General features: G+C 65.3%; 18 protein-coding genes. 15 read left to right on the forward strand and 3 right to left on the reverse strand.

Going from position 1 to position 24,014, the window contains the following annotated elements; translation table 11 throughout:
• Positions 1 to 598 precede the first annotated feature (598 nt).
• The 8 genes from AWB68_RS07675 to AWB68_RS07710 are packed head-to-tail and all read left to right on the forward strand — an operon-like array spanning position 599 to position 8,848.
• Complete coding sequence (locus AWB68_RS07675) at positions 599 to 2,932, forward strand: bifunctional salicylyl-CoA 5-hydroxylase/oxidoreductase (protein ID WP_087643759.1); 2,334 nt, start codon at positions 599 to 601, stop codon at positions 2,930 to 2,932.
• Positions 2,929 to 3,708: an SDR family NAD(P)-dependent oxidoreductase gene (locus AWB68_RS07680; RefSeq protein ID WP_087643760.1), complete on the forward strand. Its 780-nt coding sequence runs from the start codon at positions 2,929 to 2,931 to the stop codon at positions 3,706 to 3,708. Before AWB68_RS07675 ends, AWB68_RS07680 begins: the two co-directional genes overlap by 4 nt.
• Positions 3,705 to 4,244 (forward strand): MarR family winged helix-turn-helix transcriptional regulator, encoded by a 540-nt coding sequence (locus AWB68_RS07685; RefSeq protein ID WP_235028249.1) that lies wholly within the window; start codon positions 3,705 to 3,707, stop codon positions 4,242 to 4,244. The genes AWB68_RS07680 and AWB68_RS07685 overlap by 4 nt, the downstream gene beginning before the upstream one ends.
• Positions 4,245 to 4,290: 46 nt before the next feature.
• Positions 4,291 to 5,142, forward strand: coding sequence for an enoyl-CoA hydratase family protein (locus tag AWB68_RS07690; protein WP_087643761.1), 852 nt, complete (start codon positions 4,291 to 4,293; stop codon positions 5,140 to 5,142).
• A 1-nt stretch (position 5,143) separates the two neighbouring features.
• A complete protein-coding gene (locus tag AWB68_RS07695) occupies positions 5,144 to 6,325 on the forward strand; it encodes an acyl-CoA dehydrogenase family protein (RefSeq protein WP_087643762.1) in 1,182 nt (393 codons plus the stop codon).
• Positions 6,322 to 6,762 carry an acyl-CoA thioesterase gene (locus AWB68_RS07700; RefSeq protein WP_087643763.1) on the forward strand — a complete coding sequence of 147 codons (441 nt, stop codon included), beginning with the start codon at positions 6,322 to 6,324 and terminating at the stop codon, positions 6,760 to 6,762. The genes AWB68_RS07695 and AWB68_RS07700 overlap by 4 nt, the downstream gene beginning before the upstream one ends.
• Positions 6,759 to 7,154: a RidA family protein gene (locus AWB68_RS07705; protein WP_087643764.1), complete on the forward strand. Its 396-nt coding sequence runs from the start codon at positions 6,759 to 6,761 to the stop codon at positions 7,152 to 7,154. Before AWB68_RS07700 ends, AWB68_RS07705 begins: the two co-directional genes overlap by 4 nt.
• 53 nt (positions 7,155 to 7,207) lie before the next feature.
• Positions 7,208 to 8,848 carry an AMP-binding protein gene (locus AWB68_RS07710; RefSeq protein WP_087643765.1) on the forward strand — a complete coding sequence of 547 codons (1,641 nt, stop codon included), beginning with the start codon at positions 7,208 to 7,210 and terminating at the stop codon, positions 8,846 to 8,848.
• A 42-nt stretch (positions 8,849 to 8,890) separates the two neighbouring features.
• Here AWB68_RS07710 and AWB68_RS07715 read toward each other — a convergent pair whose 3' ends face one another.
• Both AWB68_RS07715 and glcC read right to left on the reverse strand, forming a co-directional pair.
• Complete coding sequence (locus AWB68_RS07715) at positions 8,891 to 10,522, reverse strand: D-alanyl-D-alanine carboxypeptidase/D-alanyl-D-alanine-endopeptidase (protein ID WP_087643766.1); 1,632 nt, start codon at positions 10,520 to 10,522, stop codon at positions 8,891 to 8,893.
• 129 nt (positions 10,523 to 10,651) lie between these two features.
• A complete protein-coding gene (gene glcC, locus AWB68_RS07720) occupies positions 10,652 to 11,419 on the reverse strand; it encodes a transcriptional regulator GlcC (protein WP_087643767.1) in 768 nt (255 codons plus the stop codon).
• A 231-nt stretch (positions 11,420 to 11,650) separates the two neighbouring features.
• Between glcC and glcD the strand changes: the two genes are divergently transcribed.
• From glcD to AWB68_RS07740, 4 genes are all read left to right on the forward strand, one after another.
• Positions 11,651 to 13,150, forward strand: a complete 1,500-nt coding sequence (gene glcD / locus AWB68_RS07725) for a glycolate oxidase subunit GlcD (RefSeq protein WP_087643768.1) — start codon at positions 11,651 to 11,653, stop codon at positions 13,148 to 13,150.
• Positions 13,150 to 14,217 (forward strand): glycolate oxidase subunit GlcE, encoded by a 1,068-nt coding sequence (glcE, locus tag AWB68_RS07730; RefSeq protein WP_087643769.1) that lies wholly within the window; start codon positions 13,150 to 13,152, stop codon positions 14,215 to 14,217. Before glcD ends, glcE begins: the two co-directional genes overlap by 1 nt.
• A 14-nt stretch (positions 14,218 to 14,231) precedes the next feature.
• Complete coding sequence (gene glcF / locus AWB68_RS07735; protein WP_087643770.1) at positions 14,232 to 15,449, forward strand: glycolate oxidase subunit GlcF; 1,218 nt, start codon at positions 14,232 to 14,234, stop codon at positions 15,447 to 15,449.
• A 115-nt stretch (positions 15,450 to 15,564) separates the two neighbouring features.
• A complete protein-coding gene (locus AWB68_RS07740; RefSeq protein ID WP_087643771.1) occupies positions 15,565 to 16,881 on the forward strand; it encodes an MFS transporter in 1,317 nt (438 codons plus the stop codon).
• 26 nt (positions 16,882 to 16,907) lie between these two features.
• Here AWB68_RS07740 and AWB68_RS07745 read toward each other — a convergent pair whose 3' ends face one another.
• Entirely contained in the window at positions 16,908 to 22,517 is a 5,610-nt protein-coding gene (locus tag AWB68_RS07745) for a CHAT domain-containing protein (RefSeq protein ID WP_160109984.1), read from the reverse strand.
• 505 nt (positions 22,518 to 23,022) lie between these two features.
• Here AWB68_RS07745 and AWB68_RS51335 point away from each other — a divergent pair.
• Genes AWB68_RS51335 through AWB68_RS07755 form a run of 3 tightly spaced genes read left to right on the forward strand, consistent with a single transcriptional unit; the run spans position 23,023 to position 23,926 of the window.
• Positions 23,023 to 23,343 carry a PAAR domain-containing protein gene (locus AWB68_RS51335; protein WP_125482898.1) on the forward strand — a complete coding sequence of 107 codons (321 nt, stop codon included), beginning with the start codon at positions 23,023 to 23,025 and terminating at the stop codon, positions 23,341 to 23,343.
• The gene (locus tag AWB68_RS07750; protein ID WP_200828654.1) at positions 23,292 to 23,612 is read left to right on the forward strand and encodes an N-acetylmuramoyl-L-alanine amidase; all 321 of its coding nucleotides are present in this window, start codon (positions 23,292 to 23,294) and stop codon (positions 23,610 to 23,612) included. The genes AWB68_RS51335 and AWB68_RS07750 overlap by 52 nt, the downstream gene beginning before the upstream one ends.
• Positions 23,609 to 23,926, forward strand: coding sequence for a hypothetical protein (locus AWB68_RS07755; protein WP_087643773.1), 318 nt, complete (start codon positions 23,609 to 23,611; stop codon positions 23,924 to 23,926). Before AWB68_RS07750 ends, AWB68_RS07755 begins: the two co-directional genes overlap by 4 nt.
• The last annotated feature ends 88 nt before the right edge of the window (positions 23,927 to 24,014 follow it).

Raw genomic sequence — 24,014 nt, forward strand, 5'->3', positions numbered from 1 at the left:
TAGCGGGGTTTCATCGTTGTTGGCATGTAGAAAAGGCGCGCACGTCGCACCGCGACAGGGAGTGGAACAGCAGTCATACATCCGTCTCGGCACTTCGTGCCCGACGACAGGTTCGCTAAGCGGTGAACTGAAGCATGCAGCAAGCACGAACGTAGGATGGTGATATAGCGATGGGTTACGGGTCTCGGTTTTGCCTGACGGGTGAGCGCGTAGCGCGAGGCCGGATGTATGACTGCTGGTCCACTCCGTATTGCGGTGCGATGCCCGTGCCTCTTCTACATGCCAACAACGATGAAACCCCGCTAACGACACTCCCCCGGTTGGACCACTCAGAAGAAACGGTCTAGCGGCGCATGGCAAGCATTGGCGGTGGGAAGCTGCTTTCTTTGCTTACTTTCTTTGCAGCAGCAAAGAAAGTGAGTCCCGCCCCGGACAGGGGCAGAGCAAATAAACCACTAAGAATACAAGTTCCATGGAAGCCCAAGCGCATCAAAACGGTGTAAACCACACCCACCCCAAGCGCCAGCGAAAATTACTTGACACTTAAAATATCTAAGCTTAAATTAAAGTCACAGTTTCCCCCACGCAAGGAGCGGGCATGCGCATCGTTTGCATCGGCGGCGGTCCGGCCGGTCTGTACTTCGGCCTGTTGATGAAGAAGCAGAATCCCGAGCACGAGGTGACCGTGGTCGAGCGTAATCGTCCGTACGATACGTTCGGCTGGGGCGTCGTGTTCTCCGACCAGACCCTCGGCAACCTCCAAGGCGCCGACGCGCCGAGCGCGAACGCGATCCTCGAGGCGTTCAACCACTGGGACGACATCGACATCCATTTCGGCGGGCGCACGCAGCGTTCCTCCGGCCACGGTTTTTGCGGCATCGGCAGGAAGCGGCTTCTCAACATCCTCCAGGCGCGCGCCGAGGAACTCGGCGTGAAACTCGTCTTCGAGACGCTGGTGACCAACGACGAAGCCTACGACGCCGACCTCATCGTCGCGTGCGACGGCCTGAACAGCGCGATCCGCACGAAGTATGCGGCCACTTACAAGCCCGATATCGACATGCGCGATTGCCGCTTCGTGTGGCTCGGCACCGACAAGCTCTTCGACGCCTTCACGTTCGCATTCGAGAAAACCGAATGGGGCTGGTTCCAGGCCCACGCGTACCGCTTCGACGGTCACACGTCCACGTTCATCGTCGAGACGCCCGAGCGCGTCTGGCGCGCGGCAGGGCTCGACGAGATGAGCAAGGAAGACAGCATCGCGTTCTGCGAACGGCTGTTCGCCCGCTATCTCGACGGCCACAAGCTCAAGTCGAACGCCGAGCATCTGCGAGGCTCCGCGCAATGGATCCGCTTTCCGCGCGTGGTGAACGAGAACTGGGTCCATTACCGCCCACGCGCCGACGGCCGGACGACACCGATCGTGCTGATGGGCGACGCGGCGCACACGGCGCACTTCTCCATCGGCTCGGGCACCAAGCTGGCGCTCGAAGACGCGATCGAACTGGCGAACAGCATCGCGGCGCATCCCCACGATCTCGACGGCGCGCTGAAGCATTACAGCGATGTGCGCAGCGTCGATGTCCTGCGCATCCAGAATGCGGCGCGCAATTCGACAGAGTGGTTCGAGAACGTGCAGCGCTATGCCTCGTTCGAGCCGGAACAGTTCGCCTATTCGCTGCTGACACGCTCGCAGCGCATCTCGCACGAGAACCTGCGTGAACGCGACGCCGCGTATCTGGCGGAATTCGAGAACTGGATCGCGCAACGCTCGGGCATCGACGTGACGGACGACACGAAGCGCCCGGTCCCGCCGATGTTCACGCCGTTCACGCTGCGCGGCGTGACGCTCAAGAACCGCATCGTCGTCTCGCCGATGGCGCAGTACTCCGCCGTCGACGGCATCGCGGGCGACTATCACCTGATGCATCTCGGCGCCCGCGCAATGGGCGGCGCCGCGCTCGTCATGACGGAGATGACCTGCGTCTCGCCCGAAGCGCGCATCACACCGGGCTGCCCGGGTCTCTACAACGAAGCGCAACGCGACGCGTGGCGGCGCATCGTCGAGTTCGTGCATCGCGAGTCGGATGCGAAGCTCGGCATTCAGCTCGGACACGCGGGCGGCAAGGCATCGACGAAAGTGGCGTGGGAAGGCATCGACCAGCCGCTCGACGAAGGCAACTGGCCGACCGTTTCGGCGTCGCCGCAGCAGTATCTGCGCGGCGTCAGCCACTGGTCGCGGGAGGCGAGCGTCGAAGACCTGCGCGCGATCGAGGCGCAGTTCGTGCGCTCCACCGAACTCGCCGTCGAGGCCGGTTTCGACTGGCTCGAACTGCACTGCGCGCACGGCTATCTGCTGTCGGGCTTCCTGTCCCCGCTCACCAATCATCGCAGCGACGAATACGGCGGCTCGCTCGCGAACCGCCTGCGCTTTCCGCTCGACGTGTTCCGGGCGATGCGTGCCGTGTGGCCCGCCGACAAGCCGATGTCCGTGCGCATTTCCGCGCATGACTGGGTCGACGGCGGCATGACGCCCGACGACGCCGTCGAGATCGCGCGCGCCTTCAAGACAGCGGGCGCGGACCTCATCGACGTGTCGTCGGGACAGGTCAGCAAGGACGAGAAGCCCGTCTACGGCCGCATGTTCCAGACGCCCTTCTCCGACCGCGTGCGCAACGAAGCCGGCATCGCGACGATCGCGGTCGGTGCGATCTCCGAGGCGGATCACGTGAACAGCATCATCGCGGCGGGCCGCGCGGACCTGTGCGCCATCGCGCGGCCGCATCTCGCCAACCCGGCATGGACGCTCAACGAGGGGGCGCGGATCGGCTACTTCGATATCGCATGGCCGAAGCAGTATCGCGCGGCGAAAGCGCAACTCGAACGCAACTACGAACGCGAGCGCGCACAGCACGCGAAGGACGCAGCATGAACGGCTCTTTGCTCACCCATCGCCATGCGGTCGTGACAGGCGGCGGCAGCGGCATCGGCGCTGCGATCGCGCAGGCGCTCGTCGCAGCCGGCGCGCGCGTCACGCTGATGGGCCGCGATGCGGCGCGTCTCGCCTATCAGCGCGACATGCTCGCCCACGATGGCGAGGTACAGGTGCAGGCTGTCGACGTCACGCAGCCCGAGTCGGTCGCGTCCGCGTTTGCAGGCGCAGCCGCCGCGTTCGGCGCTGTCGATATCCTCGTCAACAACGCGGGACAGGCCGAGGCGTCGCCATTCGCGAAGACCGATCTCGCGCTCTGGCAGCGCATGCTCGATGTGAACCTGACCGGCGTCTTTCTCTGCACGCAGGCCGCGCTTCCCGCGATGCTCGAACGCGGCAACGGCCGCATCGTCAACGTCGCGAGCACGGCAGGACAGGTCGGCTACGCGTATGTCGCCGCGTATTGCGCGGCCAAGCATGGCGTGATCGGCATGACGCGATCGCTCGCGCTCGAAGTCGCGACACGGGGCGTCACCGTGAACGCGGTGTGCCCCGGCTACACGGAGACGGAACTGCTGCGGCAATCGGTCGGACGGATCGTCGCGCAGACCTCGCGCAGCGAAGACGAGGCGCGCGACGCCCTGCTGCGCAGCAACCCGCAACGCCGTTTCGTCACGCCCGAGGAAGTCGCGCATTCGGTCCTGTGGCTGTGTTCGCCCGGCTCCGATGCCCTCACAGGCCAGGCGATATCGATTTCAGGTGGAGAAGTAATGTGACCAAAGCCGCCACGCGTACCGTCAAGAACAACCCGAAGCGCGACGCCGCGCTCGCCGACAACGTCGTCGATCTCGAGATGAGCACCGGCGTCGACAGCCACATGGGACTGCGCCTGTGGCTGCGGCTCCTGACGACGACCAATCTCGTGCAGACGGAATTGCGCAAGCGGCTGCGCAACGAATTCAACACCACGCTGCCGCGTTTCGACCTGATGGCGCAACTCGAACGCCACCCGGAAGGCCTGAAGATGAGCGAGCTTTCGCGACGCCTGATGGTGACGGGCGGCAACGTGACGGGCTTGACCGATCAACTGGAAAAGGAAGACCTCGTGGTGCGCGACGCCGATCCCGCCGACCGCCGCGCGTACACCGTACGGCTCACGCCGAACGGCCGGCTGCTCTTCGACCGCATGGCGCGCGCCCATGAACAATGGGTCGTCGAACTGCTCGGCGGCCTGCCGCTCGCGGACAAGGCGCGCATGCACCAGAAGCTCGGGCGGCTCAAGCAGCACCTGCGCGACATCGTCAAGCCTTGATGCAGCGGCAGGCGGCACGCAGTACGGAACAACACGGAGACACTCGATGAACGAAACCCCCGCCGCCGCGCTTTTCACCGGCAACCGGACGACGCTTGCGCACTATCGCGCCGAACACTTCGGCTGGTCGGTCGACGGCAAGGTCGGCACGATCACGCTGAACCGGCCCGAACGCAAGAACCCGCTCACCTTCGAGTCGTATGCCGAGTTGCGCGACCTGTTCAGGCAACTCGCCTACGCGACCGACGTCAAGGCCATCGTGATTCATGGCGCGGGCGGCAACTTCTGCTCGGGCGGCGACGTGCACGACATCATCGCGCCGCTCGTCGATCTGCCGATGCCCGAACTGCTGATGTTCACGCGCATGACGGGCGATCTCGTGAAGGCGATGCGCCATTGCCCGCAGCCGGTGATCGCCGCGGTGGACGGCGTGTGCGCCGGCGCCGGCGCGATCATGGCGATGGCCTCCGACCTGCGTCTGGGAACGGCCCGCAGCAAGCTCGCGTTCCTGTTCACGCGCGTCGGCCTCGCCGGCTGCGACATGGGCGCGTGCGCACTGCTGCCGCGCATCATCGGCCAGGGACGCGCCGCCGACCTGCTCTTCACGGGCCGCTCCGCAAGCGGCGACGAAGCGCACGCGTGGGGCTTCTATAACCGGCTCTGCCAGCCGGATGACGTCGTGAAGGAAGCACAGACACTCGCCGCCGAACTGGCCGCTGGCCCGACCTTCGCACACGGCATCACGAAGAAGATGCTGCATCAGGAATGGAACATGGGCATCGACGAAGCGATCGAATCCGAGGCGCAGGCGCAGGCCATCTGCATGGCGACGCAGGATTTCGGACGCGCGTATCGTGCGTTCGCCGCGAAGACGCGGCCTGTTTTCGAGGGAGACTGACATGGCCGACGCATTCACCGATGCACTCGACTGGCCGTTCTTCGAGGAACGCCATCGCGAGTTGGGCCGGCGCATCACTGCGTGGGCGGCGGAGCATCTGGACCACGTCGGACACGACGACGTCGACGCCGCCTGCCGCCACCTCGTGCGCGAACTCGGCGCCGCGGGCTGGCTGCGTTACGGCGTGGGCGGCACCGCGTATGGCGGCCACGGCGACACCATCGATACGCGCGCCGTCTGCGTGCTGCGTGAAGTGCTCGCGCGCCACAGCGGCCTCGCCGACTTCGCGCTGGCGATGCAGGGCCTCGGCTCCGGCGCGATCACGCTCGCCGGCAGCGACGCGCAAAAGGAACGCTACCTGCCGCGCGTGGCCGCCGGTGAAGCGCTCGCGGCGTTCGCGCTGTCGGAGCCCGACGCCGGATCGGATGTCGCCGCGCTTGCCCTCACCGCGCGCGCCGAAAAAGACTTCTTCATTCTCGATGGCGAGAAGACCTGGATCTCGAACGGCGGCATCGCGGACTTCTACGTCGTGTTCGCACGAACCGGCGAGGCGCCGGGCGCGCGCGGCATCAGCGCGTTCATCGTGGATGCCGACACGCCGGGGCTCAAGATCGCGGAACGCATCGACGTGATCGCGCCGCATCCGCTTGCTCGCCTGCGCTTCGACGGCGCACGCGTGCCGCGCTCGGCGCTGCTTGGCAACCCCGGCGAAGGTTTCAAGCTCGCGATGCGCACGCTCGATATCTTCCGCACCTCGGTGGCCGCCGCTTCGCTCGGCTTCGCTCGCCGCGCGATGGACGAAGGACTCACGCGCGCCGCATCGCGCAAGATGTTCGGCCAGACCCTCGGCGACTTTCAACTGACGCAGGCGAAGCTCGCCCAGATGGCGCTCACCATCGACAGCGCCGCGCTCCTCGTCTATCGCGCCGCATGGCTGCGCGATCAGGGCAAGCCGGTCACGCGTGAAGCGGCGCTCGCGAAGTGGCACGCGAGCGAAGGCGCGCAGCAAGTCATCGATGCGGCCGTGCAACTCTGGGGCGGGCGCGGCGTGCAAAGCAACTCGGTCGTCGAGCAGTTGTATCGCGAGATTCGCGCACTGCGCATCTACGAAGGCGCGACCGAAGTGCAGCAACTGATCGTAGGACGCGACTTGCTGAAGACGCATGCCAGGGAGGCGTCATGACGTTCGAGCGCCCCGTGCGCATCCGGTTCTCGCATTGCGATCCGGCTGGCATCGTCTTCTTTCCGCAATATCTCGTGATGACCAACGTGCTCGTCGAGGACTGGTTCAACGAGTCGCTCGACATCGACTACAGCGCGATGATCCGCACGCGGCGCGTCGGCCTGCCGATCGTCAAGCTCGACTGCGCGTTCTCCAAGCCGAGCCAGATGGGCGAAACGATCATGCTGACCCTTGCACTGCGGCGCCTGGGGCGCCGCTCGATCACCATCGACATCACGGGTCACGCTGACGGCGCGACGCGCTTCAGTGCCCAACAGGTGCTCGTCACGACATCGTTCGAGACGGGCGCATCGATCGACATCCCGGATGACATCCGCACGGCGCTGGTTCGCTTCGCACCGGATGCCGCCGGCACCACACAGGAACCGCAATCATGAAACAAGCCTTGCTTCCTCCGAGCTGGACCGCGCCGCGCGGCTATGCCAACGGCGTCGCCGCGCGCGGCACCCAGGTGTTCATCGCAGGCCAGATCGGCTGGGATGCCGAAGCGCGGTTTCATACCAGCGACTTCGCCGCACAAGCGAAACAAGCGCTGCAAAACATCGTCGACGTGCTGGCCGAGGCTGGCGGCAAGCCGGAGCATCTCGTGCGCCTCACGTGGTACGTGACCGACAAGCGCGAATATCTTGCCGCGCTGAAGGACATCGGCCGTGGGTTTCGAGAGCTGATCGGCGACTACGACATCGCGATGAGCGCAGTCCAGGTCGTCGCGCTGATCGAAGACGAAGCGAAGGTCGAGATCGAAGCGACGGCCGTCATTCCGGACTGAAGCAGAAGCCACCATCACGCATAACCCTGTTTATCGCTTTCCGGAGGTCTTTCATGCAACCCTCGGCTCACGTCGATACGTTCGCCCGCGACAACCTGCCGCCGCCCGAACAGTGGCCGGAGTTCCTGCTCGACAACGCCGATATCCGGTATCCGGCGCGCTTCAATTGCGCGGCCGAACTGCTCGACCGGATGATCGACGAACGCGGGTTCGGCGAGCGGCCCGCGATCTGGTCCGACGAAAACGGCACGACCCAGGTCACGACCTACCGTGAATTGCGCGAGCGCGTGAACCGCACGGCGCATGTGCTCGTGAACGAGATGGGGCTCGTGCCGGGCAACCGTATCCTGCTGCGCGGTCCGAACACCTTGCACATGGCGGTCGTCTGGCTCGCATCGCTCAAGGCGGGACTCGTCGTCGTGCCGACCATGCCGCTCCTGCGCTCGAAGGAGCTCAAGCAGATCGTCGACAAGGCCGAGGTCGCGGCCGCACTGTGCGATGCGCGGCTCGTCGACGAACTCGCCCCGTGCAGCGATCCGGCGCATCCGCACTACTGCCCGAGCCTGCGGCAAGTGCGGCTCTTTCATCACGACGCCCCCGACGCGGTCGAAGCGCTCGCCGCTGCCCAGCCCGCTGAATTCACCGCTGTCGATACGGCCGCCGACGACGTGTGCCTCATCGCGTTCACGAGCGGCACGACCGGCAAGCCGAAGGGCTGCATGCACTTTCATCGCGACGTGCTCGCGATGTGCGACCTGTTTCCGCGTCACGTGCTCAAGCCGACGCCCGATGACGTGTTCTGCGGTACGCCGCCGCTCGCGTTCACGTTCGGCCTTGGCGGGCTGCTGTTCTTTCCGCTGCGCGCCGGCGCATCGACGGTGCTGATGGAGCGGCTCACGCCCGAGACGCTGCTCGCGAGCGTCGAGCGCTTTAACGCGACCATCATGTTCACTGCGCCCACGTTTTATCGGCAGATGGCGGCGCTCGTTTCGCGCTTCGACCTGTCGAGCCTGAAGAAAACGGTATCGGCTGGCGAAGCCCTGCCCGACGCGACCCGTCAGCTCTGGCACGAGGCGACCGGCATCGAGATGATCGACGGCATCGGCGGAACGGAGATGATCCACATCTTCGTGTCGAGCGCGGCTGATGAAGCGCGGCGGCATGCGATCGGCCGCGCGGTGCCGGGCTATATCGTGCAGGCAGTCGACGATGAAATGCGCCCGGTGCCCGTTGGCGAAGTCGGCAAGCTCGCCGTGAAAGGGCCGACCGGTTGCCGCTACCTGAGCGACGAGCGGCAGGCGAAGTTCGTGCGCGACGGCTGGAACCTTCCCGGCGATACCGTTCGCATCGATGCGGATGGCTATGTGTTCTATCAGGCTCGCGCGGACGACATGATCGTGTCGGCTGGCTATAACATCTCCGGCCCGGAGGTGGAAAGCGCACTGATGCTGCATGAGGCCGTGGCGGAATGCGGCGTGATCGGGGCCGCCGATGAGGAACGCGGGCAGATCGTCAAGGCGTTTGTCGTGCTTAACCGCGGGTATGTGGCGGGGGATGCACTCGTCGCGGAGTTGCAGGGCTTCGTCAAGCAGCAGATTGCACCGTATAAGTATCCGCGTGCGATTCGATTCGTCAATGCGTTGCCTCGGACCGAGACCGGCAAGCTCAAGCGGTTTGAATTGCGGTCGCTGTAGGGTCTGGGTTGGGTGGTGCTGATACGTGCTGATACCCAACCCCTAATACCGCCCATAAACAATCCCGAGTATCTGTGCTTCATCGTTGAACACATCGAGCGTATCGCTGAACGCCGCCAGCGGCCCCGCGTTATTGACGAAGAGCGCAAAGCAAAGCTTCCTCCCGCTTCGCGCGTCGATATATCCGGCCATGTTCATCGCGACCATCTGACCATCCGTGATCGTCGCGCCGCTCTTGACGGCGATGTGCTCCTTGCCCGCCACGGTCGTGCCGACTCCGGCAAGCGAGCCATCCACGCCCAGCACGGGCAGTGCATTGCGATAAGCCGGATACGTCGAACGATGGCTCATCACGCTGAGCAACATGGCGGTCGTCCGCGCCGTCGCGCGGCTGTCCGGCGTGCCGCTGCCATTGGTCGGAAAGTCGAAGCTGGCGCCCGGAAGCCCGATGTCGCTCGTGAGCGTCTTGCGCTCGACCGCGAGCGCATCGCTAACTGTGCGCGCGCCCTGGTTCAGGCCCACATACATGAGGCTCAGGTTGGCGCCGGTGTTCAGGCTCACTTTCAGAATCAGCCTGGCCGCTTCCGAATAAGGCGGCGACATGAAACGCGCGACCTGCTGCGCGGACCCATATGAATTCATCGCGGGCAACTTGCCGGATGCATTCGCCGCGACCGCCGGCGCGGACACCGTCACGCCCGCGCGCACGAGCGCATCGATGAACGCGTTGCGCGCGAACGATGCCGGGTCCTCGACGCGCAGCGCGCTGACAAAGAGCGCATTGCCGACGAGCGGCGCCCGGTAGCCGAGCGGAATCGACGCGGGCACGGTCAGGCTCGCGGCGCCCGACAGCGTGCCCGCGCAATTCGGCGCAGAGATGCAGGTGAGGCTGCCGTCGCCGAGCGCATCGCCCGAGACGGCGATGTCCGCCGGCGCGCCCAGCGCCGCCGTGGACGACGTGCCCTGCATGGTGAACGCGCTCGTTTTCGGGCGCCAGTCGAGCGCGCCCGGCTGGCCCGCCGACGCGCCGGGCATGAGCGTGACGTCGATCAGGTTCTCGTTGACGAGGATCGGCGAAATGAGCACGTTTCCGTTCGGCACGCGGAAGCTATCGAAGAGACGATCGTCGATTACGACGTCCCCATTGACCCGCGACACGCCCGCCGCGCGCACCTGGCTCGCCAGATCGTTCAGCGCGACAAGCGGGTCCTCAGGCGTGAGCAGCGCGCCTTCGAACGCGCGGGCGTCGTTGTGATCGAAGTCGGTGAAGTCGATGGTTCCATCGGCCTTCAGGCGGCCGCCGAACGTCAGGTCGCCGGATGCCTGAAGGATCAGGTCACCCGCCAGCGTTCCCGACGCGTCGATGTTGCCGGTTCGGTAGACCGTCGTCTGGAAGCGATGATCCGGGCCGAGCGCGTTGAGCGCCGTGCCCACGGAAAAGAGCTTGCGCACCGAACCGGTGAGCGAGAGCACGTCCGGCTGAACCGAGTCGACGACCTCGCCCGTTGCCGCATCCATCACGACCATCGACCATTGCGACTTCGCTTGCGTGTAGCGCGGCTTGCTCATGATCTGCACGATCGGGTCGGGCTGCGCACTGTGGCCGCCGCAACCGGCGAACAGACCAGCGCAGGAAATGATCAACATCATGACAAGCGGGATTCGCGCTGGCATCGCAGTCTCGGGCCGTCGGCAAGATTTTCAGCATAGTCGGTCACCCGGCGGATTACAAAAGCGATGACGCCGGGAATGCGGTCGTGGACGGCGCCGGCGCCACCGCACCTCTAAAGCGCCAGCGAACCCCTACCCCCATCCGTCGAGCCGCAGCGTGGACCTCACCAGCCGTTGCTCTTCCTGTTCGATCTCCCTGAAGCTCTCGCGCACGCTCTTGATGTGCTGGCTCGCCGCCCTGCGCGCCTGTTCCGGCAACTTGCCCGTCACCGCGTTATAGAGCCGCGCGTGCTGCCGGTCGATCACCCGCTTCTGCGGTTCGCGGTGATACAGGTTGTTCACCGAAGCGAACACCGAACTCAACATCAGATCATTCAGCGTGGCAAGCGTATGCACGAGCACCGGATTGTGCGACGCCTCGCAGATCGCAAGGTGGAACGCATGATCGAGCCGGGCATGCGTCGATGCGTCCGTGTCCGGCGAATGAACGGCCACCATCTCGTCGTAACGGCGCGTGATGAGGATGTAATCGGCAGGCGTGCCGCGCAGCGCCGCCAGTCTCGCCGATTCCGCTTCGAGCATCTCGCGCACTTCGAGCAGGTCGTAGAGCGTGCGCGGCTGCGAGCCGAGCAGGTGCATCATCGGCGTTTGCGCCGGCTCGGCCGTCAGCTTCGCAATGACCGAGCCCTTCCCATGCGACGTCTCGATGAGCCCGCGGGCCCGCAGTATCTTCAGCCCTTCGCGAAGCGCCGTCCGCGATACGCCGAGCTTTTCGGTGAGACGCCGCTCCGACGGCAGCGTCTGTCCCTGCTTCAACACGCCGTCGACGATCAGCCGCTCGATCCGCTCCGCGACCACGTCTGCCAATTGCCGTTTGTCTTCCTGTCCCGTCTCTTGCATGGCGCCCACCACTGGTATGACCACTTCCCGATGATAGCACGCAGGAATCCGACTGCTCGCCCGAAGCCTTTTCACAGCGGGAATACAGCCAATCCAATTAAAAATTGGCTGATAAAAAACTGGTATTACCACTGAAAAACGCATCGACACCCGGTTTCTGAACCGGAACAATCCGGAAAACAGCAGCAATCCGACGCTCGACAGAAGCCGCGGACATCCCGGAGACATCGCATGACTTACGCTTACGACGAGCGCCTCGACGGCCCGTTGCACAACCACGACAAAGCCGCCATCGTGCGCGACTTGCAGGCGCTTCTGCCCGACATGCCGTTGCTGCACGCAAAGGAAGACCTGCGGCCGTTCGAATGCGACGGCCTGTCCGCCTACCGCATCACGCCGATGCTGGTCGCGCTGCCCGACACCATCGATCAGGTCCAGGCGCTCCTCAAGTACGCATCGGCGCATGGCGTGCCCGTCGTCGCGCGTGGCGCCGGCACGGGGTTGTCCGGCGGCGCATTGCCGCTCGAAAAAGGCATCCTGCTCGTGATGGCGCGTTTCAACCGCATCCTCGATCTCGATCCCGAAGCCGGCACCGCCCGCGTGCAGCCGGGCGTGCGCAATCTCGCGATCTCGCAAGCAGCCGCGCCTCATGGCCTCTACTACGCGCCCGATCCGTCGTCGCAGATCGCGTGCTCGATCGGCGGCAATGTCGCGGAGAACGCCGGCGGCGTGCATTGCCTGAAGTACGGCCTGACGGTCCACAACATCCTGAAGATCGAGATCGTGACGATCGACGGTGAGCGCCTCACGCTCGGCTCCGAAGCGCTCGACGCGCCCGGCTTCGACCTGCTCGCGCTCTTCACCGGCTCGGAAGGCATGCTCGGCGTCGTGGTCGAAGTCACCGTGAAGCTGCTCGCCAAGCCGCAAAGCGCGAAGGTGCTGCTCGCGAGCTTCGACGACATCGGCAAGGCCGGCGACGCGGTCGCGCAGATCATCGGCGCCGGCGTGATTCCCGGGGGCCTCGAAATGATGGACAACCTCGCCATCCGCGCGGCGGAAGACTTCATCCACGCGGGCTATCCGGTCGATGCAGAAGCGCTGCTCCTGTGCGAAATCGACGGCGCGGAGTCGGACGTGCAGGAAGACTGCGAGCGCGTCGAAGCGCTGCTGAGCGCGGCGGGCGCAACCGAAATCCGCCTCGCCAGGAACGAAGCCGAACGCCAGCGCTTCTGGGCGGGCCGCAAGAACGCATTTCCGGCGGTCGGCCGCATCTCGCCCGATTACTACTGCATGGACGGCACCATTCCGCGCCGCGAACTGGCGCGCGTGCTGAAGGGCATCGCGGATCTGTCAGCGCAATACGGGCTGCAGGTCGCGAACGTGTTCCATGCCGGCGACGGCAACATGCACCCGCTGATCCTCTTCGATGCCAATGCACCCGGCGAAATGGATCGCGCCGAGACGATCGGCGCGCGCATCCTCGAACTGTGCGTCGCGGTCGGCGGCAGCATCACGGGCGAGCACGGCGTCGGCCGCGAGAAGATCAACCAGATGTGCGCGCAATTCAACAGCGACGAGCTGGTGTTCTTCCACGCCGTCAAGGCCGCGTTCGACCCCGACGGCCTGCTCAATCCCGGCAAGAACGTGCCGACGCTGCATCGCTGCGCCGAGTTCGGCTCGATGCACGTCCATCACGGCGCGCTGCCCTTCCCCGAACTGGAGCGCTTCTGATGCGACGCGACCTCATTTCCACCGACGACAGCGCGCGTCTCGTCGAGCAGGTGCGCGACGCCCTTGCCGAACGACATCCGCTGCGCATCCGCGGCGGCGACAGCAAGGCGTTTCTCGGCCGCCCGGTCGCGGGCGCGGAGCTCGATACGCGCACGCATCGCGGCATCGTGAGCTATGACCCGAGCGAGCTCGTGATCACGGCGCGCGCCGGAACGCCGCTCGCCGAACTGAACGCGATCCTCGCCGACGCCGATCAGATGCTGCCGTGCGAGCCGCCCGCCTTCGGCGGTGAAGCGACCGTCGGCGGTGCCGTCGCGACGGGCCTGTCGGGTCCGCGCCGCCCGTGGGCGGGGTCCGTGCGCGACTTCATCCTCGGCTGCCGGATCATCACCGGCGACGCGAAGCATCTGCGCTTCGGCGGCCAGGTCATGAAGAACGTGGCGGGCTACGACGTGTCGCGGCTGATCGGCGGCAGCTTCGGGTGTCTCGGGCTCATCACGGAAGTCTCGCTCAAGGTGCTGCCCAGGCCGCGCGAACAGCGCAGCCTCACCGTCGCGATCGAAGCCGACGAAGCGATGCGCGAACTGCTCGCGTGGCGCCGTGCCGCGCTGCCGGTGAGCGGCGCCTGCCACATCGACGGCAAGCTGCATGTGCGTCTGGAAGGCGGCACGGGCTCGGTGCGCGCGGCGCTCGACCGGATCGGCGGCGAGGACCTGGACATGCGCTTCTGGGAGTCGCTGCGCGATCACCGGCTCGCGTTCTTCGACGACCCGCGCCCGCTCTGGCGCCTGTCGCTGCCGAACAATACGCCGCTTGTCGCATTGCCGGGAGCCGAGCTCATCGACTGGGGCGGCGCACAACGCTGGCTCAAGAGCGATGCGCCCGCGGCCACCGTTCGCCACATCGCGAGCGTGGCGGGCGGCCATGCGACCTGCTTCACGCCGTCGCCGGACATCGACCCTTTTCATCCGCTTGCCCATCCGCTGATGCGCTTTCACCGGCAACTGAAAGAGCGCCTCGATCCGCGTGGCATTTTCAATCCCGGGCGCATGTACGCCGACTTCTGACAGCGATCACGACCATGCAGACCAATCTCAGCGAAGAGGCCAGGACACTTCCACGCGCGCAGGAAGCGGAAGACATCCTGCGTTCATGCGTGCATTGCGGTTTCTGCAATGCGACTTGCCCGACCTACCAGCTTCTCGGCAACGAACTCGACGGACCGCGCGGACGCATCTATCTGATCAAGCAGATGCTCGAAGGCGAACCGGTGACCGACAAGACGCAGTTGCATCTCGACCGGTGCCTGACCTGCCGCAATTGCGAGACCACGTGTCCTTCGGGCGTGACGTATCACGCGCTGCTCGACATCGGGCGGGAGATGCTGGAACGCCGGGTCGAGCGGCCCGTCGCCGAGCGCGTGCTGCGTGCGGGACTGCGCCACGTGATTCCGCGTGCCAGGACGTTCGGCGCGTTGCTCAAGGTCGGGCGCATGATGCGGCCCGTGCTTCCCGCCGCGCTCGGCGAGAAGATCCCGCTGGCCGCGGCCGTCGCGAAGCAACGTCCTCCTGTGCGTCATGCACGCCGCATGCTGATGCTCGAAGGCTGCGCGCAACGCTCGCTGTCGCCGAATACGAATGCCGCCGCCGCGCGCGTGCTGGATCGGCTCGGCGTCAGCATCGAAGCCGCGCCGGAAGCGGGCTGCTGCGGCGCGACCGACTATCACCTGAATGCGCAGGAAGCGGGCCTCGAACGGGCACGCCGCAACATCGACGCGTGGTGGCCCCGCGTGCAAGCCGGCGCAGAAGCGATCATCCAGACGGCGAGCGGCTGCGGCGCGTTCGTCAAGGAATACGGCCACCTGCTGCGCGACGATCCGGCGTACGCGGCCAAGGCCCGGCGCATCAGCGAAATCGCGCGCGATCTGGGCGAAGTCCTCGCCGATGCACCGCTCGAACAGTTGCAGGTCAGGGCCGACCAGCGCGTCGCCTTCCATTGCCCCTGCACGCTGCAGCATGCGCAAAAACTCGGCGGCTCGGTGGAGGGCGTGCTCGGCCGGCTCGGCTTCGACCTCGCGCCGGTTCCCGATGCGCACTTGTGCTGCGGATCGGCGGGAACCTATTCGTTCACGCAGCCCGCGCTCGCCCGCCAGTTGCGCGACAACAAACTCGACGCGCTCGAAAGCGGCAACCCCGACGTGATCGCGACAGCCAACATCGGCTGCCAGACGCATCTGGGCGCGGGCGGACGCACGCCGGTGCGCCACTGGATCGAGATCGTCGACGAAGCGATCACCTGAGGCCTGCGCGGGACCGTCCGTGTTCTTTCGCAGAAGTTCGGCAGAAATATTCCTATTTCGCCGTGGCAGTCCGCGCGGCATCCGTTTATCGCATCGAAAAAGAGAGACTGGAGACATGGAAATCATCGCCAAACCCGATCATGCCGCGCTATCCCAAGCGTCGGTCGAGAGCCGCGCCTATGCGAAAGCCACCTGGCGGCTTTTGCCCTTCCTGTTCGTGTGCTACGTCGCGGCGTATCTCGACCGCGTGAACGTCGGCTTCGCGAAGTTGCAGATGCTCAACGACCTGGCCTTCAGCGAGACCGTCTACGGCCTCGGCGCGGGCATCTTCTTCATCGGCTATTTCCTGTTCGAGGTGCCGAGCAACATCATCATGCATCGTGTGGGCGCGCGGGTCTGGATCGCGCGGATCATGATCACCTGGGCGGTGATCTCGGCGGCGTCGCTGTTCGTGAAGACGCCGACGACCTTCTACGTGATGCGCTTCCTGCTCGGCGTCGCGGAGGCGGGCTTCTTTCCGGGCATCGTCCTCTACCTGACTTACTGGTTCCCGGCCGAGCGGCGCGGACGCATGAACGCGCTCTTCATGATGGGCATTCCGATTGCCGGCGTGGTGGGCGGCCCGTTGTCTGGCTGGATCATGAACGCGTTCCAGGGCGTGGGCGGCTGGTCGAACTGGCAGTGGCTGTTCGTGCTCGAAGCGATTCCCTCGGCCGTGCTGGGCGTCGTGACGTTGTGCTACTTGCCGAACGGCATCCGCGCGGCGAAGTGGCTGACCGATGAAGAAAAACACGTGCTGGAGGCGAATATCGAACGCGACAACGCTGGCAAGACGCACGGATCGCTTGCCGGCGTATTCGCCGACGCGCGCATCTGGAAGATGGCGGCCATCTACTTCTGCTGCATGATGGGTCTCTATGGCATCAGCTTCTACCTGCCGACGCTCATCAAGGCGAGCGGCGTGCGCACCGCGCTCGACGTGGGTCTCCTGACCGCCATTCCGTATGCGTGCGCTGTCGCGAGCATGTTTCTCGTCGCTCGCAGCGCGGACCGCACCGGCGAGCGGCGCTGGCACTTCGCGATCCCCGCGGTGCTTGCGGGCGTGGGCCTTTTTGCCAGTACGCAACTGGTCGGCAACATTCCCCTCACCGTGCTTGCGCTGACCGTCGGGACCGCCGGCATGCTCGCGACCATGCCGGTGTTCTGGACCTATCCGAGTGCGATTCTTGCGGGCGGGTCGGCGGCGGCGGCGATTGGCATGATCAACTCGATCGGGAATCTGGCGGGGTTCGTCAGCGCTTCGATCATCGGATGGATGAAGGATGTCACGCATAGCACGAACGCCGGGATTTACTGCGTGGCGGGGGCGCTCGTGCTTGGCGCGGTGCTGGCGTTGATGCAGCCGCGGCGGTTGGTGAATCGGGTGGATTGAGTCGGGATAGCCAGCGCCCGCCTCGACTACGCTTCGCTCCACTGGCGCAATCTGCTGTTCAGCCGGTCCGCTGCATCTCGCTCGTCCTTGCCAGAACCCGACGAGTAATTGGTAAGGACGAATGCCGCCTGCCGATACACCGGCACCCAGAATTTCTGCGCACTCGCCGTAGCGTGCAGTTTCTCGTAGAACGCGAGCATGCTGTCCAGTTCCGGCGCGAGTTGTCGTTTGTCCACCGCCTCGCAGATCCTGATGCCGTTCAACGCTGCCTGCGCCCAGAAGTCGGTCTGCCGCTGCATCTTCTGGGTGAGCGAAGCGTAGATCTCCCTGATCAACGCATCGCGCGCCGCGTTCGGCTCTGCGCCCTCTGGCACGCTCCCGTTTTTCCAGAGCGCCTGCACCGTGCTCGCCGACAGATACTTCAACGCGGGAAGGAACAGCATGTCGCTGCGCACGGCCTTCGAAATATCGACGGCCTTCGCGAAATGACTGACGGCCCGGTCGATCCCTGTCGTACTGATGCTGTCGTGGCCGTTGGCCATGCGCCGCTCGATATTGGCGAGACGCCGCCATGCCGAGCCCGTCAGTGTCTCCATCTTCACCGACGGTCGCAACACGCTCAGGCGCTCCAGCAGTTCCGCGGCATCGGTGACTTCGCGGATGCAATCCTGCGCGAGCGCCGGGTCCGGCGCCCGGTTCGTATCGGCGGGCAGCGCCAGCACGAAGCGCTCGAGCGCGAGGCGCGCGCGCACTCTCGCCCACTCCGCGCCCGATTCGAACGATGCGCTGCCGTCCACCGCGCCCACGGCGCGCTCGTACCAGCGCACCGCGTTCGCGTCGACGCCGACCTGCGCCCAGGCACGCGCGAACGCCTCGGCCACCTTGCCGATCCCGCCGTAGCGCGCGCGGAACTTGGACTCGAGATACTGGATGCGCTCCTTCTGCTGCTCGGGTTTCGATTCGTCGTAGCGGGCGGCGAGGCTCAGGTGCTCCAGCGCAAGCATGAGCGCGTTCGGCGACGCGACCGCGGCATAGAGCTTCTCGCTCGTCATCGGCTGGGGCAAGGTGACGGGCAGCCCGGCGCGGAACATCCAGTCCGGATCGCCATAGCACTGGTAGGCGGCCCACGTGTTGCCCGACTTCGCGCGTGCGGCCGCGCGCGCCGCGCCCACCGCGTCGATGAAGCGCTTGCCCGCGAACAACTCCCGATAGAACGTGCTGGCAAAGGTGCGCGCCGCTTCGTCGTTGACGGCCCAGCCGCAGGCGATCACGCAGCGCACGCCGATCTTGATCAGCATTTCGGCGACCGTCGCGGCGAAGCGCGGCCGGTCGAACGGCGAGGCGTCGTCGAGCACCTGGTTCACGTCGCGCTCGGCGAGATGGCAGCAGTTGACGAACACGAGTTCCGGCACCGCGCCGACCGCTTCGATCTCGTCGGGGCCGAGGAAGACGTCGTCGGACAGCACGACGCCGCGCAGCTTGCCATACACCGGCCGCGAGTCGGGCGCATTCGGATCGGCGGCGCGCAGCACTTCGGGCGGCTCGCCGTGTCCGGCAATATGCACGATGCGCCAGTTACGCTCGAACAGGGTGTTGATGATCGTCTGCGAGTCGGGACCCTCGGGATAATCCTTGCCGCGGATCATCGCCCTGATGCGATCCTTGCTGATCTGGTCCGCGTTGGCGAGCATGATGCTGTGGACCTCTTCCGCCTCCGATGTTGCTCCGGGCAGGCGCGGATAACACTTCAGGTCCACCTTCGGCTCGCCGATGATCAGGATCTCGCCGTCGCGCTGCACGTCGATCACTTGCGACCGGTAGTCGACGGTCTGGAGCTTGCGCAACAGTTGCGAACGAATCGCCCAGGGCACGGCGCCGGGATCGTTCACGTCGTCGGGCGTTTGCAGCAGTTCCCACGGAATGCCGGCGGTCGTCTCGTCGAGCGAGAGCACGAGATCGGTCTTCTCGCCGAGAAACGGCCGCAACTCGAACGGCACGACGAGCTGAAACAGCGTGCGCCCGATCTGCTCGTTGTTCGCCTGCTCCGCCGACGTCGTCGCGATCAGCTTCTGCAGAAGGCACCGCTGGATGCTCTTCGGGCGCAACTCGCCGCGTGCACGGCGCGTGTCCATCGCGTAGACGATGCCGGTGCGGCCATATTCGTCGCGGCGCGAGGTCACGTTGATGATGTCGTAGCCCGCGCTGCGATAATTCGAGTCGAGCGGGCGGCGCAAGCCGCCGACTCCCGGCGTGATGACATCGCCAATCGCGAGGCGCGCGCCCGGCATCGGCGGCAGCGCCTTCACCGCGAGCCAGGCCTCGGTCGCGCGGTCCAGGTAGATCTCGATCAGATCGAGGCTCCCCACGTGCGGCGAGTCGTTGAGCGCGAGCCGCTTGTTCGCTTCGCACACGCCGCGCACCACGCCCTGCGCTGCGTCGCCGGGCGTCACCGACATCCCGCCGCTCGCGAGCAGCGTCGCGGTGAGATGCAGTTCGCGCTTGCTATCGGGCTGCTGCTCCTCGACGCGCTGGCACCACGCAATCACGCCCTGCCGCACGGTGCGGATCATGCCCTCCGCGCCGAGCTTGCCCTCTTCGCCGAGCCCCACGACGATCACCGCCGATGGCTGCGACGTCAGAAACGGGTTGTGCGGATTCACGCAGCCGTTGATAAAGATCTGCTGCGTGCCGACCGCCTCCGGATAGCGCCCGACGTTGAGCGCCTTCGAGAGCCGCTCGCCGAGCAGCTTGTTCATCACGATCTCGGCGCCGGTGAGGACCGCCGGGCCGTAGTGGCCGAGCATCAGCGGGCCTTCGACGAACCGCACATTGCCGTTGAGCACCCTGATCGCAACCTTGAGGTCGGTGTCGTCGGCGGGTTCGTCGGGCAGGAACGACGCCATCATCTCCGCTTCGCTGCTCGCCGGGTGTGCGCTCATCCAGTAACGGGACGGCCGGAAGCGCTCGTAGCTGACGGCGGCCGGCTTCTGCAGCGTGCCCGCGCCACGGGCCGCGCCGGTTGCCGAAACGGAATCGAGGTGCGTGGTCGAACCCGTGCGCAACAGGTCGAGATACGCTTCGAACGCTTCCTCCGCTTTCGGCAGGCTGCCGTGGTCGTGCGGCGTGGTCCATGTCGGGACATTCGGCAACATCGCGCTGTCGAGCGTCACGCGCCCGTCGCCGACATCGACCGCATTCAGATAGACCAGCCCGTCTTCCGGCGTTTCCTCGTAGCCGTCGGGCGTGAACTTCGACTGCCCGACCACGAGCACGAGCTTGTCGCACGCCAGCTTCGCGAGGTCGGCGCGCTGCGTGTCGAACTGCTTGCGCAGCGCGATCGCCGCCTTTAGCACATCATCCGGCGGCAGGCCCCATGTGCATGCCTGCATCTGCAAAGGCAGCGAATGCCAGATGCTCGCCTGCTTCACGAGTTCCTTGTCTCTCGTGGCGAGATCCTGCCAGCCTTGCGCCGTGCCGAGATTGCGCTGCGGGTCGAGCAGGCCCGCCTGCAACTGAAGGAAGCCCGGCATCTGCGCCATGATCCCGCGCGACTTCTCCGCGTCGAACAGCGAGCCGACCGCGGCGAGCGTGTTGCCGAACGTGTCGTCGCCGCTCAGCACCTGCATCGGCGCCCACGAGCCGCCGTTGGGCGTGCCGAGCATGAGGATGCGCGCGCCTTCGACGCCCATCAGGCGCTTCCACACATCCGGCGCGACGAGCTGCATCGCGCGCACGACGAGCCCGCCCATCGAATGCGCGACGATGCGCACCGGCTGCCGCGTTTGCGTGCGCGCGTCGAGCGCGTCGGTAATGGCGAGGGCGAGACGGGCGGCTTCCAGCTCGATCGGCACGCGCCAGTCGTAGGCGAACGGCGTAACGTTGTGCGTCGCGCCGAAGAACTCGATCAGCTTGTCGTAGGACATGCCGATCGGGCCGTCGGGCTCGATGCGCGGCGCGCCGTTGGCGCCCGCCTTGTAACCGAGCCGGTCGAGCCCGTTGACGATGCGCCAGCTCAGCCACACGCGCTCGTCGCCGATCTTCAGGTTGCTGCCGAGGATGCCGGGCAGCACGATCAGCGCGGGCTTTGCCGGGTCGTTCGCCGGGGCCGCGCCGCGCAGGCCGCCCGAATCCTTGCCGGCCCAGGAAAGCGGTCCGATGGTGCGAAAGCTGGACGGCACCGCCGATTCGATGAGCGCGGACGTGATTGCGTCGGCGGTGGCCGGGTTGGTGAAATAGCGGAAGTGCGAGACCTGGCCCGTCTGGTCGAAGAGGAACGACGCGGCGCGCTCGCGCGGCACGCCGCCGTACATCGACCGCGTCTGCACGACGAAGTCGTTGTCGGTCCAGAAGAACGCATCGGAGAGCAGCGTCTTGAGCCACGAGGTGACCGAATCGCCTTTCACGTCGCCCGACACGACGCGCAGGTCGCCCGGCAATGGCGCCGCCGGCGAATGCACCCAGCGGATCAGCGCGCTGTCGGGCGCCTGCGCGGCGAGCCCCGGCGCGTGCTTCGGATCGAGGCCGGTTTGCGCGACGCCGGTGAGCAGTTCGACGAGCGCCGGCGCAACCGGCACCTGCGCGAGTTCGAGCGTCCACTTCAGCACCGACAGGTACGCATCCAGCCGGTTCGACGCGAGCAGCGTGCCGCGCACCGGACACGCGACGCGCACGATCCGGTCGACGGTGACGGATTTTGCCTTGACCTCGGCGGCCAGCGCTTGCAGTTCCGCGAGGCTCTTTGCGTCATCCTTGAAGATCGCCTCGTCCGCCGCGCCGATGACCGGGTTCGCGCAGATTCTCGCGAGCACTTCGGCCACGAGCCCGCCGCGCGAATGCGTCACCAGGTGCAGGCGGTTGTTTCCCTTAAGCGCCTTGACGAGCGTCAGCGCGTTCTGGATCGGGCTCACGCCGAGCGTCGGATGATCCAGCGCGTAGACGCTGTCGCCGTAAGTCTCGAATAGCTTGTCGACGTGCTCCGGATGCTCGCTCCACAGCTTGCCGAAGCTCCCGCTCGTGTCCGAAAACGTCCCGTGGATGAAGAAAAGCACGGACGTGCCGTCGGGACGCGGGAGAATCGAGTCGTCGGCGGCGGCGTCGGCTTTCTTCATCTGCCCCGGCAGCGTTCTCGATAGCGCGAAGACGCCATTGCCCACCGAGTCGTCGAAATGCTCGATGATCTTCTCGATGGCCGCCGCTTCGATGGCATCCTCGATCGGCCCTTCCACCACGCGGATGGCCGAGAGGAACACCTTGCCGAGCGCCCCGCGCGAGACGCCGCGTGTGCTGGCAGGGGTGGCGAGGCCCTTCCACGCAAGCGTGCTCGGCACGAACACCTCGCCGCTGCCGTTCACGGTGACGTCGTCCGGGCTGACCTGGGCGTTCAGCAAGTCCTTCGCGTTGTCAGGATGCAGCAGCAGCGACGGGCCATCCTTGATGTCGAGCACGACGTAATGGTTGCCGGAAGTCGCGTCCAGCCGGAAGTCGTCGCCGGCGCCGCGCGTCGTGCTCAAGGTCACGGCATCCTTGATTTTCGCGTCGACCGGGACGGCCGTGCCGCGTGCCTGCGCGCCGGGAATCGCGCCGCGTTCGTTGCGGCCCGTCACGAGAAAGGTAACCGTATTGGCAGCTTGAGGCATGGCTGACACCCCGCTTGGTGGTGCTTGTGGTTTCAGCTTGCGGAAACCTGTTCGGCCTGGTGCGCAAGCTGGTTCGGTATCTTGATGATGTGTTCGCTCGCCGGCGCCGAGTCGCACTGCAAGGGCGGGAAGTGGATCGAACTGCGTCCAGGGATCCGGCATGGCGTCGGCTGAACGCAATATAGGACATAAAAAGCAGAACGTAAGGGACAATGGTTCGCGCTAATCCGCCGCCCAAGCCAGTACCGGCGTGACGATCGCCACATTTCCCAGAAACGACATAGCTCTGCACTCTCCACCCTGCGACAGAGTCAAACTTTGTTGAAATTGGCGCGTCTCCGCCCGCGACTCGATTGTTCGCCTCCGATGTGCGCTTATTCTGTCAGGGTCACTTACCCGAGCGGCAAGCATTCCAAGGAGACATGGAGCATGTCAGAACAAACGCATAACGAAGTAACGGAGTCTCGCTGCATCCGAGGCACTGCCAGGAACGAGAGGATCAGTCATGCGTAAGGCAGCGGTACGGCACGGCGACCCGACGACAACGGGCGGTTTCGTTCTCGCTTACTCGTCGACGCTTCACGACGATGGGAGAAAGATTGCCCTGAGCGGCGACGAGGCAACCTGCGGCATCTGCAAGGGCGCATTCAAGATATTCGGTACCGGCCAAGGAATTTCCGAGAAGTCGCGGGTCGTTGTTGTCGATGGCGATCAACGCTCGACTGTTTCGGCAACATCTTCGAAGGCCGCGATATCCGGTTTAAGGGAGAGAACGTGCACAACTACAATACGGGGGTTATCGGCATTGTGCTTATGGAGAACCTGACGGTCCCGGATGAAGGTCGTGATGGCGTCGCGATGGTCCGCAAGTTTCTTGATGCGATCGGTGTCAACAAGCGGCCGCAGGTGCCCGAAAAACAGAAGCAATCGCTTGAAGCATTCATCGCCATCCTGCGAGAGTTCTTTTACATCAATACGCTTGGTGGTCACCGCGAGTTCCCTGGCCAATTGGGTGAAGGCAAGATTTGCCCAGGCAACATTGGCTTGACGCTCGTAAAAGAACTGCGGAAATTGACTGGGCTCAGCGCGCCATGAATCCGCCACGGAAATGGCTGGCGGCAATCGCCGGTACAGGCATCGCGATCGTAGTGATCGCCTACACGGGCTATGTCAATTCGTATCTCGATCACGAGACGCAAACGAAGTTCTTCCTGAAGCGATACCCGACGTTGCAGACGAAGTTCTACGACCCGTTCGCCAACGAGGGGGATGACGCGCCGATCGACCAATTAACACCGATCGATCGCGCGCATTTTGCTGACTATTGCAAATACCGGTTTGGGATTGTCGATCGTAGTACCGGGGCGCTACAGGTGTGCAAAGCGAGAATCCCGGACTATTTGCGATAGGTGTAGTCATTCGCCCGCATTCAGGCTGATCCACCGGCAATCATCCGTTGCAGCGCGTCAGGAGCGCGTCATGCGCTGCGCACCTGAC

This window comes from Caballeronia choica, assembly GCF_001544535.1.
Lineage (GTDB): Bacteria > Pseudomonadota > Gammaproteobacteria > Burkholderiales > Burkholderiaceae > Caballeronia > Caballeronia choica.